The sequence below is a fragment of the Vibrio sp. MED222 genome (assembly GCF_000153005.1).
Taxonomy (GTDB): domain Bacteria; phylum Pseudomonadota; class Gammaproteobacteria; order Enterobacterales; family Vibrionaceae; genus Vibrio; species Vibrio tasmaniensis_A.
Genome location: NZ_CH902608.1, coordinates 739,584 through 754,200, shown reverse-complemented (window position 1 = coordinate 754,200; position 14,617 = coordinate 739,584). Strand labels below are relative to the sequence as shown.

15 protein-coding genes and 1 riboswitch are annotated in these 14,617 nt (G+C 44.9%); of the genes, 7 read left to right on the top strand and 8 right to left on the bottom strand.

The window, feature by feature from the left end; genetic code table 11:
• Positions 1 to 20: 20 nt before the first annotated feature.
• On the top strand, positions 21 to 374 hold the full coding sequence (locus MED222_RS07240) for a gamma-glutamylcyclotransferase family protein (protein WP_009847755.1): 354 nt from the start codon (positions 21 to 23) through the stop codon (positions 372 to 374).
• Positions 375 to 480: 106 nt separating this feature from the next.
• Here the strand turns inward: MED222_RS07240 and fbp are convergent, their stop codons facing one another.
• Positions 481 to 1,491, bottom strand: a complete 1,011-nt coding sequence (fbp, locus tag MED222_RS07245) for a class 1 fructose-bisphosphatase (protein ID WP_009847754.1) — start codon at positions 1,489 to 1,491, stop codon at positions 481 to 483.
• 268 nt (positions 1,492 to 1,759) lie between these two features.
• On the opposite strand from fbp, the gene mpl reads away from it, so the two are divergent.
• From mpl to thiQ, 5 genes are all read left to right on the top strand, one after another.
• On the top strand, positions 1,760 to 3,118 hold the full coding sequence (mpl, locus tag MED222_RS07250) for a UDP-N-acetylmuramate:L-alanyl-gamma-D-glutamyl-meso-diaminopimelate ligase (RefSeq protein WP_009847753.1): 1,359 nt from the start codon (positions 1,760 to 1,762) through the stop codon (positions 3,116 to 3,118).
• A gap of 37 nt (positions 3,119 to 3,155) precedes the next feature.
• Positions 3,156 to 3,779 (top strand): flavin prenyltransferase UbiX, encoded by a 624-nt coding sequence (locus tag MED222_RS07255; protein WP_009847752.1) that lies wholly within the window; start codon positions 3,156 to 3,158, stop codon positions 3,777 to 3,779.
• A gap of 43 nt (positions 3,780 to 3,822) precedes the next feature.
• A riboswitch (TPP riboswitch) is annotated at positions 3,823 to 3,942 on the top strand.
• 53 nt (positions 3,943 to 3,995) lie between these two features.
• The gene (gene thiB / locus MED222_RS07265) at positions 3,996 to 4,988 is read left to right on the top strand and encodes a thiamine ABC transporter substrate binding subunit (protein ID WP_009847751.1); all 993 of its coding nucleotides are present in this window, start codon (positions 3,996 to 3,998) and stop codon (positions 4,986 to 4,988) included.
• Between the two features lie 113 nt (positions 4,989 to 5,101).
• Positions 5,102 to 6,715 (top strand): thiamine/thiamine pyrophosphate ABC transporter permease ThiP, encoded by a 1,614-nt coding sequence (gene thiP / locus MED222_RS07270; RefSeq protein WP_009847750.1) that lies wholly within the window; start codon positions 5,102 to 5,104, stop codon positions 6,713 to 6,715.
• Entirely contained in the window at positions 6,715 to 7,419 is a 705-nt protein-coding gene (thiQ, locus tag MED222_RS07275) for a thiamine ABC transporter ATP-binding protein (RefSeq protein ID WP_009847749.1), read from the top strand. The genes thiP and thiQ overlap by 1 nt, the downstream gene beginning before the upstream one ends.
• A gap of 142 nt (positions 7,420 to 7,561) precedes the next feature.
• On the opposite strand, the gene yjgA is transcribed toward thiQ, so the two are convergent.
• Positions 7,562 to 8,086: a ribosome biogenesis factor YjgA gene (gene yjgA / locus MED222_RS07280; RefSeq protein WP_009847748.1), complete on the bottom strand. Its 525-nt coding sequence runs from the start codon at positions 8,084 to 8,086 to the stop codon at positions 7,562 to 7,564.
• A 118-nt stretch (positions 8,087 to 8,204) separates the two neighbouring features.
• Here yjgA and pmbA point away from each other — a divergent pair, with 118 nt between their 5' ends.
• Positions 8,205 to 9,548, top strand: coding sequence for a metalloprotease PmbA (gene pmbA / locus MED222_RS07285; protein WP_009847747.1), 1,344 nt, complete (start codon positions 8,205 to 8,207; stop codon positions 9,546 to 9,548).
• A 97-nt stretch (positions 9,549 to 9,645) separates the two neighbouring features.
• Here the strand turns inward: pmbA and mgtE are convergent, their stop codons facing one another.
• The 6 genes from mgtE to MED222_RS07315 form a co-directional block, all read right to left on the bottom strand.
• Complete coding sequence (gene mgtE / locus MED222_RS07290; RefSeq protein WP_009847746.1) at positions 9,646 to 11,001, bottom strand: magnesium transporter; 1,356 nt, start codon at positions 10,999 to 11,001, stop codon at positions 9,646 to 9,648.
• A gap of 148 nt (positions 11,002 to 11,149) precedes the next feature.
• Positions 11,150 to 11,425 carry an HPr family phosphocarrier protein gene (locus MED222_RS07295; RefSeq protein WP_009847745.1) on the bottom strand — a complete coding sequence of 92 codons (276 nt, stop codon included), beginning with the start codon at positions 11,423 to 11,425 and terminating at the stop codon, positions 11,150 to 11,152.
• Positions 11,426 to 11,427: 2 nt separating this feature from the next.
• A complete protein-coding gene (gene rapZ / locus MED222_RS07300) occupies positions 11,428 to 12,297 on the bottom strand; it encodes an RNase adapter RapZ (protein ID WP_009847744.1) in 870 nt (289 codons plus the stop codon).
• 4 nt (positions 12,298 to 12,301) lie between these two features.
• A complete protein-coding gene (gene ptsN / locus MED222_RS07305; RefSeq protein WP_009847743.1) occupies positions 12,302 to 12,760 on the bottom strand; it encodes a PTS IIA-like nitrogen regulatory protein PtsN in 459 nt (152 codons plus the stop codon).
• 1 nt (position 12,761) lies between these two features.
• Positions 12,762 to 13,049: a ribosome hibernation promoting factor gene (hpf, locus tag MED222_RS07310; RefSeq protein ID WP_009847742.1), complete on the bottom strand. Its 288-nt coding sequence runs from the start codon at positions 13,047 to 13,049 to the stop codon at positions 12,762 to 12,764.
• Between the two features lie 90 nt (positions 13,050 to 13,139).
• On the bottom strand, positions 13,140 to 14,600 hold the full coding sequence (locus MED222_RS07315; protein WP_009847741.1) for an RNA polymerase factor sigma-54: 1,461 nt from the start codon (positions 14,598 to 14,600) through the stop codon (positions 13,140 to 13,142).
• Positions 14,601 to 14,617: the final 17 nt, after the last annotated feature.

Sequence of the window (14,617 nt, the reverse complement as noted above, 5' to 3'; positions counted from 1 at the left end):
ACGAATGCTGAGGAGGGGTTATGCAGCAACTTGTTTTTGTTTATGGAACCTTGAGGCAAGGTCAGTCCAACCACCACTATTTGCAGCAGTGTGAGTGCTTAGGAAGATTTGACACCCCTGAGGAATACGCTCTTTTTGATTTAGGTGCCTATCCAGCGATGATTTCTGGAAAGAAAAATGTCGTTGGCGAGGTCTATACCATTAACGACGAAGTTTTGGCTTCGCTCGATCGGCTAGAAGATGTTCCTGTTGAGTATCGTCGCGAACAAATAGAAACTATATTTGGATTAGCATGGGTATATTTGTATCAGCTTGATCTAACGGCTAATAAAGAAATACTTTCGGGTGACTGGTGTAAGCGGGACAATCCGTAATAGTTATCTATCCGTAACATCTATGTATTCTGAGTTGTCGAACAAAAAGCCAGCATGTAAATGCTGGCTTTTTTAATGGCGTTAACTTGAAAAATAAGCGAGACGGTTAGTCTCGGTTAAGTTCAAGGAACTCTTCTACTTTTTTCACCATGTTCTTAGAACCGACAAAGAAAGGCACACGTTGGTGCAGTTCTGTTGGTTTTATATCCATGATGCGTTGGGCGCCATCGGAGGCAATACCGCCAGCTTGCTCCATGATGAAGGCTATTGGGTTGCACTCGTACAGCAGACGTAGTTTACCCTGAGGGTGGCTTTGCGTACTCGGGTATAAGTAGATACCGCCTTTCAGAAGATTACGGTGGAAATCTGATACTAGAGAACCGATGTAACGTGATGTGTAAGGGCGGTTGTCGCTTGGCTCATTTTCTTGGCAGTACTTGATGTACTTTTTAACACCCGTAGGGAAGCGAATGTAGTTACCTTCGTTGATGGAATAAATCTTACCTTCATCAGGGATCATCATGTTTTCATGAGACAGACAGAAGGTGCCCAGAGATGGGTCGTAGGTGAAGCCATTTACACCTGCACCAGTTGTGTAAACAAGCATAGTTGAAGAGCCGTAAATTACGTACCCCGCGGCTACTTGCTTGTGTCCTGGCTGTAGGAAGTCTTCTTGTGTTGGTGGGGTACCAACAGGTGATACTCGACGGTAGATAGAGAAGATTGTCCCAACAGATACATTGACATCGATGTTTGAAGAACCATCAAGTGGGTCCATCAGAACGACGTATTTTGCGTTTTTGTTGAGCTCTTTATTGAAGGCGACAGCTTCGTCTTCTTCTTCACTTGCAACACCACAAACTTGATCACGAGCTTCTAGAGCCGCTTTAAACTTGTCGTTCGCGTAAAGGTCTAGCTTTTGCTGTTCTTCACCTTGAACGTTGTCTGTACCAACAGCGCCAGTGATGTCGACTAGACCAGCCTTGTTGATCTCACGGTTAACAATTTTTGCAGCAAGTCGAATAGACGACAAAAGGGATGATAGATCACCGCTTGCATGGGGGAAGTCACTCTGTTTCTCAACAATGAACTCACCAAGGGTGCGCATCTCAGACATGTTATTTCCTTAAACTTCTCTCAATATTAGGGGGATTTGAGCACTATAGAATTTGCCTCTTACTCGGACATTATTCACCTAGACGCCTACTTAAATTCTAAAGGTTAGATCTTTTTAATGGTAATGAACTAAGCGACGCAGATCTCACTTACTATGTCGACTAAATTTGTTTTGCATTGCTACTCGCTTTTAATCGCCATTTAATGATAATGAGTGCAGTAGTTTGATTTAGACATGGTTCATTTAGCCAAGCGTTTGGAAGCAATTTATGCATATTCATATCTTAGGAATTTGTGGCACCTTCATGGGAGGTGCTGCGGTATTGGCTCGTCAATTAGGTCACAAGGTTACCGGTAGTGACGCGAATGTTTACCCACCAATGAGCACTTTGTTGGAGTCTCAAGGGATTGAAATTATTGAAGGGTTTAACCCAAGCCAGTTAGAACCAAGGCCTGATCTCGTGGTGATTGGTAATGCGATGAGTCGTGGCAACCCGTGTGTTGAGTATGTATTGGATAACAACCTTAGATACACCTCAGGCCCGCAATGGTTGCAAGAGTTCTTGTTGCATGATCGTTGGGTATTAGCGGTATCGGGAACGCATGGCAAGACAACAACATCGAGCATGCTGGCTTGGATTTTAGAAGACTGTGGCTATGCGCCTGGCTTCTTAGTGGGCGGCGTGTTAGGTAACTTTGGTATCTCTGCTCGCCTTGGTGAAAGCATGTTCTTCGTGGTCGAAGCTGACGAATACGACAGTGCTTTTTTTGATAAACGATCTAAGTTCGTTCACTACCACCCAAGAACCTTGGTAATGAATAACCTCGAGTTCGATCATGCTGACATCTTCGATGATCTTGAGGCGATTAAGCGTCAGTTCCACCACTTAGTGCGCACTGTGCCAGGTAATGGCCGAATTTTCTCTCCTAAAGAAGATACGGCGATTCAAGATGTTTTATCTCGCGGATGCTGGAGTGAGACAGAATCGAGTGGTGAACAAGGTGATTGGGATGCCAAGAAGCTGGTTAAAGACGGGTCTCAATTTGGAGTGTACTTCCAAGGCGAATGCGTAGGAACTGTCGACTGGAATTTGGTTGGCGACCATAACGTCAATAATGCTTTGATGGCGATTGCAGCTGCGCGACATGTAGGGGTGACACCTGATTTAGCGTGTGAATCGTTGGCGAAGTTCATCAACACCAAACGTCGTCTAGAGTTTAAAGGCGAAGTGGCAGGCGTTTCTGTCTATGACGATTTTGCTCATCACCCAACGGCAATTGAACTTACGCTGAGCGGTTTACGTAATAAGGTCGACACGAAAAAAATAATTGCCGTTTTAGAGCCTCGTTCTGCCACAATGAAACGTGGAGTGCACAAAGAAACGCTGGCTGATTCGTTGAAGCAAGCGGATTCTACTTACTTATTCCAACCCGATAACATTGATTGGTCAGTACAAGACGTCGCCGATGCGTGTCACCAACCCGCGCACGTGAGTGATAACATGGATGCATTCGTTGCTAAAATTGTCTCTGAGGCACAAGCGGGTGACCAAATCTTGGTAATGAGTAATGGTGGCTTTGGTGGTATTCACCAGAAACTGTTGGATGGATTGGCACTCAAAGGCTAACGCATCCTCGACCTTATAATTTGAAGTAATTGAGAACATGACAAAACACGATAAAGCGATAACTCTGGCTTTCACTGGCGCATCCGGTGCGCCTTATGGCCTGCGTTTACTTGAATGCCTTTTGGCCGCCGATTATCAGGTCTACTTGCTGATATCATCGGCAGCGCGAGTAGTGTTGGCGACCGAGCATGAACTTAAGTTACCTGCTGGGCCAGATGCTGCGAAACAAGCTTTGGTTAAGCATTTAGATTGCGACCCAGAAAAGCTGGTGGTGTGTGGCAAAGATGATTGGTTCTCACCGGTTGCCTCTGGTTCAGCAGCACCGAAGCAGATGGTGGTGTGTCCATGCTCTGCGGGAAGCTTGGCATCGATTGCTCATGGCCTATCAGATAACTTGATCGAGCGTGCAGCAGACGTGGTTATGAAAGAACGAGGACAGTTGTTGTTGGTGGTTCGTGAGACGCCATTTTCTACGTTGCATTTAGAGAATATGCACAAACTCTCGACCATGGGCGTGACGATTATGCCTGCAGCTCCGGGTTTTTATCATCAACCTAAGTCGATTGAAGACCTGGTCGACTTTATGGTGGCACGTATTCTTGATCACCTTGGTATCGAGCAAGGTTTAGTGCCACGTTGGGGTTACGATCAACGTAATTGATCCAAACTTGATGGCTTATTGTTAAAAATCAAATTACAATCCTGAACACTCATCGGGGAGCGAACCATTCAAATAATGAATGCGAGCTGAGATCAAGCAAGTGCTTGGGACCCGTAAACCTGAACCAGATAATGCTGGCGTAGGAATTGAGTTAGGAACAACCTCTACCGTTCTCCTCCCTCAAACCTGTGCCGCTCAGACCATGGAGAGCGTCCAGTGAAATTAACATTAACAACTCTTGCTGTTACTACAGCCATCTCTTTTTCTGCCTTCGCAGCAGACAACACCTTAACGGTTTACACTTACGACTCTTTTGCTGCGGATTGGGGCCCTCGTCCTGCCGTTGAAAAAGCATTCGAAGAAAAGTGTGGTTGTGATGTGAATTTTGTCGCGTTAGAAGATGGAGTGTCTATTCTAAACCGCTTACGTCTTGAAGGTGGCAACAGCAAAGCTGACATCATTTTAGGCCTAGATAATAATCTCATGGCTGAAGCGAAATCTACAGGCTTATTGGCTGAGCACAGTGTTGATACATCATCTGTGACGCTTCCTAACGGTTGGAACGACAGTACCTTTGTTCCTTATGATTTTGGTTACTTTGCGTTTATCTATAACAAAGAGAAGCTAGCAAACCCGCCAAAGAGCCTGAAAGAACTGGTTGAGCAACGTGACGATCTTAAGGTTATCTATCAAGATCCACGTACATCAACACCAGGCCAAGGCATGATGCTATGGATGAAGTCGGTTTACGGTGATGAAGCAACTGCAGCATGGAAGAAGCTTGCTCAGAAAACTGTGACTGTGACTAAAGGTTGGTCTGAAGCTTACTCTATGTTCCTAGAGGGCGAGTCTGATTTAGTGTTGTCTTACACAACTTCCCCGGCTTATCACATCATTGCAGAAAGTGATTCTAAGTACGCAGCTGCAAGCTTTGAAGAAGGTCATTACACTCAAGTGGAAGTGGCAGCGAAGGTTAAAGGTAGCAAGAACGAAAAGCTTGCCGATGAGTTTATGGCATTTATCTTAAGTGATGAGTTCCAATCGGCGATGCCTACTGGCAACTGGATGTACCCAGTGACCGATGTTGAGCTACCAAAAGGGTTCGAGCAACTTACGGTTCCTCAGAAAGCGCTAAGCTTCACACCAGAAGAGATCGCCGAGAAGCGTAAGCCTTGGATTCGTGAATGGCAGAGTGCACTTACTTTTTAACTTATTATTTAAGAAAATGAGTTTTCTAACGTACTTTTAAAAAACTAGCTTTCTGTATTTAAAGGTTCATTCGTTATGTTTGGAGTGAACCATTTACGGTAAAAAATCGATTTATGATAAAGAAAACACCTAAGGTCGGGGTTTGGGTTGCGATACTCATTACCGCCTTCGTGGTTTCAGCAGTTGGGGCATTGCTTAGCAATGCCCCTTCTCTTGATATCAGCCAAGTATGGTCCGATCCTTACTATTGGCATGTAACGAAATTCAGTTTCTATCAAGCGACACTCTCAACGATGCTGAGTGTTGGCTTTGCTATACCTATTGCTCATGCTCTATGTCGCAGACAATTTTTTGGACGGGCCTTGTTGTTAAGGCTGTTTGCTTCGACCTTGGTTTTACCCGTATTAGTTGGCGTATTTGGTTTGCTAGCTATTTATGGTAACAGTGGTTGGTTAGCTAAATTTCTGGCGAACTTCGATATTGAATTGCCATTCTCGATCTATGGGTTGAATGGTATTTTGCTCGCACATGTCTTCTTTAACCTGCCTTATGCTAGCCGTTTACTTTTACAAGCTTTAGATACCGTACCTGCCGAGCAGCATAAGCTTTGTGCTCATTTGGGTATGAGCCATTGGAATAAATTCAGATGGGTTGAATGGCCTCGTTTAAGACAGCAACTGCCACATGTGTGTGGTTTGGTCTTCATGCTGTGTTTTACCAGCTTTGCTACCGTGATGGCACTAGGCGGAGGACCTAAATCAACCACTATCGAACTCGCTATTTATCAGGCGATTAAATTCGACTTTGACCTGCAGGCTGGTGCCTTGCTCGCGATATGGCAAATGCTGCTGTGTGGTGTGCTAGCTGTGAGCATTCAACGCCTATCGAAACCTATTTCAGTGACAGCCAGTCAATTGTCGGAAGAGAAATATTTGGTTAAGGATAGCTGGTGGTCAAAAGCTTGGGATAGCTTTTGGATCATCACCGTCTCAATGCTGGTATTGCCGCCATTAGCTATGGTTATCGTCAGTGGCATTAACTCGCAGGCATTAATCGTACTGAGCAGCGAGCCGTTTTGGGCTGCGTTAATGACCTCGGTTAAAGTCGCGTCATTAGCAAGTGTTATCGCGGTTGGTATTGGTATCGCCATACTGCTGACTAGTCGAGCATGGCGCTTACAGAATAAGAATTTTCGAGCCGATAAAATCGAGCTGATTGGCACTATTATCTTAGTTACTCCCGGGCTTGTGATCAGTACGGGGCTCTTCTTATTACTGCGTTCATTCACCGATGTTTTCAGCTTAGCTTTCTTTATCGTGATTGCAGTAAACAGTTTAATGGCGCTTCCTTACGTAATTAAAACCTTGGCTCAACCTATGCTGCATTTGTCTCAGCAGTATCAGTATGTGTGCGCAAGTTTGGGAATGACTGGTTTCACGCGTTTTAGGCTAGTGGAGTGGCGTGCATTGCGAAAACCGATGGCACAAGCTTTCTCGATCAGCTTTATGTTAGCAATGGGTGACTTAAGTGCGATTGCTTTGTTTGGTAGCCAAGATTTTAGAACTCTGCCTTTGTACCTATTCCAATTATTAGGCAGCTATCAAATGGAAGCCGCAGCTGTGGTTTCCGTGAGCTTACTGTTACTGAGTGTTGGCAGCTTTAGCCTGATTGAATTTTTATTTACTCGAAGATCTAAGCTCGATGCTAAAGAGTTGAGGAACCGATGATGTTAGTGATGAAAGATGTGGACTACCACTATCACAGAGAGTTGTTTTGCTTTGATTTTCAAGCTGAGCAGGGCGATATTGTTGCGCTGATGGGGCCAAGTGGCGCAGGTAAATCAACGCTGTTGGCATTGGTTGCTGGGTTTATTGAGCCCACTTCGGGTGAGATCTCTGTAGCGGGACAATCACTGATTGGCAAAGAAGCACATCAGCGTCCATTAGCGATGTTGTTTCAAGAGCACAATTTGTTTGCCCATCTCACCGTACGTGAAAATATTGGCTTAGGCTTGCATCCAGGGTTAAAGCTTACGGCAACTCAAAAGCACGAAGTCGAACAGGCCGCTGCACAAGTGGGTGTCGCGGAGTATTTAGATAGATTGCCTGAGCACTTATCGGGCGGTCAACGTCAGCGTGTCGCGTTAGCTAGATGCTTTGTTCAGCCTCATGATATTTGGCTGCTTGATGAACCTTTCTCTGCGCTTGACCCTTTGCTTCGTGAGGAAATGCTTAACCTTGTTAGGCGATTAGCCGCCGAGCGAAACATTACGGTATTGATGGTTACTCACCACTTAGGTGATGCACGCAGTATCGCAAATAAGTTCGTTTTTGTAGCGCTAGGTAAGGTGTTGGTTGCAGACTCGATAGAGACACTGACGGCTGAACATCCACAGCAAGAGCTAAGCTCGTTTGTTAAAGCGGGTGAATGATAATTTTTCACTCCTGTGAGTACTTCTTAATATTGAGTACTTATTGATATTGAGAGCTTCTTGATATCGAGTGCGTCAAAAACAAAAAGACCTAGCATGCGCTAGGTCTTTTATTATCTTTCTGATTAAAGGGCGGCGAAGATTAGTCGCCTAGCTTTAGCTCTTTTAAGATTTGGAATATTTCACGAGAAGACTTAGCCGGTTTGTTTGCCGCTTTCTCTTTGTTAGCTTGACGAGCGAGCTGACGAAGACGTTGACGGTCTGCTTCAGGGTACATTTCCATAACGTCTGAAATGGCCGCATCGCCTTCTGCAACAACACGATCACGCAGTTGTTCTAGTTTGTGCAGTTCAACTGTTGCTTGAGAGTGTTTGTTGCGAATCTTATCTAAAGCCGCTTGAATTGGCTCTGGATCGACACTGCGCATTACTTTACCAATGTATTGAAGTTGACGGCGTTTCGCTTCATTTTTAAAGCGTTGTGCATCTTTAATCGCTTGTGCCAAATCTTCAGACAGCGGAAATTTGTCTAATACAGAAGGCTTTAGGTCAACAAGCTCTTCTCCCAGCTTTTGCAGGGCGTCCATGTCCGTTTTCATTTCTGTCTTACTTACCCAGATGATTTCTTCTTCTGGTTCCCATGGGGCTTTTTGGTTTTTGCGAGCCATCTTTTCTGCCTATGTCACTATCTCAAACGAATATATTGCCTATTTTAGCAAGAATCTTGGGGAGAAAGCGAAATTCTTGTTATCCTACGTAATATTGACCTAAAAAATTAGAATAGATATGGATGTAAAACAGCAAGTCGCCCAACAACGAGTTGAGCTAGAAGCCGCAGTAGCTAAAGCGTTGGATATGGCATCAGTGAGTGCAGACGCCGCTGAGGTTGCTATTACTAAGTCAACGGGTTTAAGTGTTTCAACACGTATGTGTGAAGTGGAAAACGTTGAATTTAATAGTGATGGTGCTCTAGGTATTACTGTTTACCGCGGTCAGAAAAAAGGCAGCGCATCTACATCTGATCTGAGTGAGAAGGCAATTGCTCAAACAGTCGCGGCTGCGCTTGATATCGCTCAGTACACTTCTGAAGACCCGTTTGCTGGTCCTGCCGCAAAAGAATACATGGTAAAAGAAATTCCAGATTTGGATCTTTTCCACCCTGATGAACCAAACCCTGACTATGCCGCTGAGATTGCAATTGCTGCTGAGAAGCAAGCGCTAGCTTATAGCGACAAGATCAAACAGAGTGATGGCGCAAGCTACGACAGCCATTATGGCGTTAAGGTTTATGGTAACAGCCATGGCTTACTAGCCAGCTACGCTTCAAGTCGCCATAGCACGAGCTGCTGTGTGATTGGACAAGGCGCTAACGGTGAGATGGAGCGAGACTACAGCTACACCGTTGCACGTCACCGTGATGAGCTATGGACGCCTGAGCGCGTAGGTCAAGAAGCAGCTGAAAAGACAATTAGCCGTTTGGATGCGAAAAAGCTACCAACAGGCCAATACCCAATCATGTTTGCTAACGATGTCGCGACTGGCTTGATTGGCCACCTTGTGATGGCGATCAGTGGTGGTAACCTATACCGTAAGTCATCGTTCTTATTGGATCACCTAGGTCAGAAAATTCTACCTGATTGGTTTAACATTTCTGAGCGTCCTCATATCTTACGTGGTTTGGCTTCAAGCCCATTCGATAGCGAAGGTGTGTTCACTCAAGATCGTGAAATCATCACTGATGGTGTGTTAGCAACTTACCTGCTAACTAGTTATGCCGCACGTAAAATGGATATGACACCAACAGGCCATGCTGGTGGTATTCATAACTGGTTCGTTAAATCAACGGGTCAAAACTTTGAGCAGATGCTAAAAGAACTAGGCACCGGCTTCCTTGTGACTGAAGTAATGGGTCAAGGCGTTAATACCGTGACCGGTGATTATTCACGTGGCGCAGCAGGTTTCTGGGTTGAGAATGGAGAAATCCAATACCCAGTATCTGAAGTGACGATCGCGGGTAACCTAAAAGACATGTTCACTCAGATTGTTGCGGTTGGTAACGATGTTGAAACGCGTTCACAAATTCAAACGGGTTCTATCTTGCTTGAGTCGATGAAAGTCGCGGGTGACTAATGAAGTTAGCGCCAATATGATGAATTAAAAAAGGGAGCCGATGGCTCCCTTTTGGTTTTCTGTATTTCGCCAAAAATAGGCTAGCTGCTTATGATAACTAGATCAGTATGGTTGCTAAGCCTAAGAACACCGATAGGCCAATAACATCGGTTACTGTGGTCAGTGCCATACCGCCTGCCAATGCCGGGTCGATATTCATCTTTTTCAGCATTACCGGGATGGTTACACCGGCGATACCAGCGACAATCAAGTTGGTCATCATCGCTGCTGAGATGATGCCTCCCAGTATCCAGTTACCTTTCCAAGCAACCACAATACCACCAATGATAACAGCCCATAACACGCCGTTTAGGAAGCCGATGGCCGCCTCTTTGAGTAGTAGTTCGCGTTTGTTACTGTCACCGATATGACCGAGTGCTAAACCACGAATCACAAGCGCAACGGTTTGGTTACCAGCAACCCCGCCCATTGAAGGTACGATAGTCATTAGAACCGCAATCGCTGCCATTTGGTCGAGTGTTGCTTCAAACATATTGGATACAGATGCAGCAGCAAGTGCAGCGAGTACGTTGGCACCCAACCAGACACTACGACGACGAGCAGATTTTACGACTGGAGCGAAGGTATCTTCGTCATCGTCCATACCCGCCATGCTCATCATTGAGTGCTCGGCGTCTTCACGGATAACATCAACCACGTCATCGATAGTGATACGACCAACAAGATGCTGGTTACTATCAACAACGGGTGCAGAAACCCAATTACGACGTTCGAACAGACTGGCGATATCGGAAGCACTGGTTTCAACCGCAATCGCTTCGTCAGCATCTTCCATCACTTCGGAAACCTGAATATCGGGCTGAGTCGTTACTAGTGTGGTAAGCGATAGGTTACCGATCAGACGTTCTTCTTCATCAATAACATACAGAGCATCGGTTGCGTCGGGCAATTCGCCACGCATACGCATATAGCGCAATACAACGTCGACATCGACGTCGCCACGAATCGTGATTACGTCGGTATTCATGATCGCACCCGCTGAATCTTCTGGGTACGAAAGGGCGGTTTCTACTAATGCACGATCGACGGAGTCCATTTGAGAAAGGACTTCGCGAGAAACATCGTCGGGTAGGCTTCGAAGTACGTACGCGACGTCATCGGTTTCCATACCTTCTGTTGCTTCTGCCAAGGTTTCTGGTGCCATTTTCGACACAAGCGCATCTTTGACGTCTTCGTTTAGTTCATCAAGAATTTCACCGTAGTCTTCTGGATCGGTGAGTTGCCAGAGTACGTCACGACTTTTGCGAGGGGAGGCTTCTAAAAGGTGTGCAATATCTTCAGGTTCCATGTCCTGAAGTTGTCGACGTACGTGAACAAATCGGCCGTTTTCTAGGGCTTCGCTGACTTCTTGGAGGGTTTGGTGAGCTTGGTCGAATTCTAATTGCTCTGCCATATTTTCCTCCTATTTCATTATTCTAACAATGCTTGGGATAGTAACTTAATTCTGGGGCTTATTTAAATCATAAACTTAGCTAGAACTAATATTTAATACTGGTTGGTTCGAAGTTTGAGTCTTCAGTGTTGTCAGTGACTCGTTTTCGCTACTCACCCTCATCAAACTTGTCTTCAATGAGGTGGCAAACAGCATCAAGTGCTTGTTGTGAATCGGTGCCTGTAGCTTGGATCGTGATGTGTTGCCCTTGCGCTGATTCCAGCATAAGCAAACCCATCACACTGTCTGCAGTTGCGATTTTATCTTCTTCGCTATGGATAGTGATAGTTGCATCAAAACTTTGGGCAAGCTCAACCAATTTTACGGCTGCTCTAGCGTGAAGACCCAAGCGATTTTGGATCAGTACAGTTCGAGTTAATTCCATGGTTAGCCCTGTTGGTGCTTCTCTAGGGAGGCATGTCTGATTTGAACTTGATGACCGAGTTGTTCGAAGTATTCACCAATTTTCTGAGTTAGATAAACTGAGCGGTGTTTGCCGCCAGTGCAACCAATCGCGACCGTTAGGTAACTGCGATTATTCTTCTCTAACATGGGTAACCACTGCTCAACAAAGCCTTGAATTTGTTGCTTGAGTTCAAGAACTTCAGCGTGTTTCTCTAGGAAAGAGTGAATTGGTGCATCAAGTCCTGTCAATGGTCGTAGTGCCGGTTCCCAGTGAGGGTTTGGCAGAAATCGAACATCAAACACATAATCGGCATCACTTGGTAGGCCGAACTTAAAGCCGAAAGACTGAAAAACGATAATGAGTTCTTGTTTTTCTTTGCCCTCAACTTTGAAACGAACCTGTTCACTCAATTCGTAGAGGTTACAGTCACTGCTATCAATCACAATGCTGGCTTGCTCTACAAGAGGAGCCAGAAGTGTTTTTTCTAAATCAATAGCTTGTTCAAGAGAGAGTTTTTCTTGGCCGATCGATAAAGGATGAATTCTGCGTGTTTCGCTGTAGCGCTTGAGTAGCGTCTGTTTACTCGCATCTAGAAATAAGACGTTTAGGTCTATATCTGTGGCGGCTTCTAGCTGGTCTAGCGTTTCTGTAACTAACTGAGGCTCTTTTGGTAGGTTACGAATATCAATGCTAACAGCGACGTTTTGATTGATCTCGCGTACCGATTCGACGAAGTCGTTGAGCAGGTTTACTGGTAGGTTATCAACACAGTAATACCCCAAGTCTTCAAGAACTCGTAGCGCAACACTTTTCCCGGCTCCTGACTGGCCACTGACAACGATTAATCGCATGTTATTACTCGCAAGTTGGCACTTGAATCATGATGTCGTAAAGCTCTTGATCGCTTTGAGCATTACGCAACTGTTTAAGAGTCTGCTTGTCGTTAAGTCGCTCTGCCATACAAGAAAGGGTTTTCAGATGCTCTTTACATTGTTCACTAGGAACAAGTAGAGCAAACAGTAGATCAACTGGGCGGTTATCGATAGCATCAAATTCGATTGGGTCTTGGCATTGTATTAATACAGCAATCGCTTTATCACTGACATTCATGCGTGCATGGGGAATCGCAATACCGTTACCGATACCTGTACTGCCCATTTTTTCACGGCTCAGCATGCACTCAAACAGTTCTGTTGAATCTTGACCGCAGCTTTCTGCTGCGATTTGACTGATCAGCTCAAGGGCTCTTTTTTTGCTTGTGCATTGGACTGCACTTTTAGTGCAGTCCAATGAAAGTACTTCGCTTAATTGCATGTTAGTGACTACTTAGTTTTTCTTTGTGCTTGTTGAGTTGGCGAACAAGTTTATCAACCAATGAATCAATCGCGGCATACATGCTTTCATCTGTTGCTGTCGCATGAATTTCCCCTTGATTTATATGCAGGGTAGCTTCTGCGATTTGATTGATTTTCTCAACTTTTAAAACAACTTGAACACTATTGATATGATCAAAGAAGCGCTCAAGTTTGTCGAATTTGGTGTGAACATAGTCTTGCATTGAATCGGTAAGATCAACGTGATGGCCTTGAATATTGATTTGCATAGACTTTCCTTTTCAGTTGGTTGCCAGGTTACAACTAAATTAATAGTTAACTAATCAATCGTTAATGAATAAAGAGCTAACTACTTTAGTTTATAGCAGGCGTTTACGCTGACTCGATGGGGCAATGCCCAGAGATTCACGGTATTTCGCTATGGTACGTCTAGCTACCTGAATTCCTTGGTCAGCCAGTAAAGCAGCAATCTTACTATCACTTAGAGGCTTTGCGGTATTTTCCGCTGCGACAAGCTTCTTAATGAGTGCGCGAATTGCTGTAGATGAACATTCACCGCCATTGTCAGTGCTGACATGGCTTGAGAAAAAGTACTTGAGTTCGAAGATGCCACGCGGTGTGTGCATGAATTTTTGAGTCGTCACACGAGAGATCGTGGATTCGTGCATATCAACAGCTAAAGCCACATCATTCAGTACCATCGGCTTCATGGCTTCTGCGCCATGTTCGAAGAAACCGCGTTGATGTTCAACAATACACCGAGCGACTTTTAGTAGTGTTTCATTTCGGCTCTCTAGACTTTTAATTAGCCATTTTGCTTCTTGCAAATTTGAGCGGATAAATTGGTTGTCAGCACTACTGCCTTTGCTACTAAGGGCCGCGTATTGTTGATTCACTTTTAGTTTTGGCACGCTATCTGGATTGATGGTGACCAACCATTTCCCAAGCTCTTTGAAGACGGATACGTCAGGAACCACATACTCGGTTTCGTCTGGCGTGATCTTACTGCCAGGGCGAGGGTCCAGCTGTTGGATTAATTGCAAAACTTCGCGTAGTTCCGCTTCTTTCAACTTGGTCTCTTTGATAACCAGTTTGTAATCGCGATTGCCGAGTTGGTCGATATGGCTAGTAAGTACTAACTTAGCTTCGTTAAGCCAAGGGGTATCTTGTGGGAAGGTCGCCAATTGCAGTAACAAGCAATCTTGCAGATTCACAGAACCGACACCTAGCGGATCAAACTGCTGAATTCGTTTACGAACGGCTTCAATTTCATCAAGCTCGATCTCTTCGTTGTCGAAGTTCTCAAGGATGTCTTCACAAGATACGGTAAGGTAACCGCGGTCATCGATAGCATCAATTAGCGCAAAAGCTATGCTGCGGTCAGTTTCAGTAAATGGTGTTAAATCGAGTTGCCAGAGCAGGTAATCGTATAGACTTTGTGTGGTTTCGCCTTGATAAACGGGCATATCGTCATCAATCGCAATGCCAGTGTTACCTGTGTTTGCGCTGTAAACGTCTTCCCAAGTTGTATCGATTTCTAGTTCGTTGCCGATCTCTGATTTTTCGATCAAATCGGAGCTGTCAGGTAAGTCTTGTTCAACTGTTTCAACTGTTTCTTTCTCGTCACTGCTAGGTTTTTCTTCCGATGTTGGCGTATCTTCATTGCCGTCTTCGACATCGAGTAGTGGGTTCGATTCAAGTGCTTCTTGAATCTCTTGTTGCAAATCCAAAGTAGACAATTGCAACAAACGAATCGCTTGTTGCAATTGAGGAGTCATTGCTAACTGTTGGCCTAGCTTAAGTTGTAATGAGGGTTTCATTCAGTGTTACTTACCTA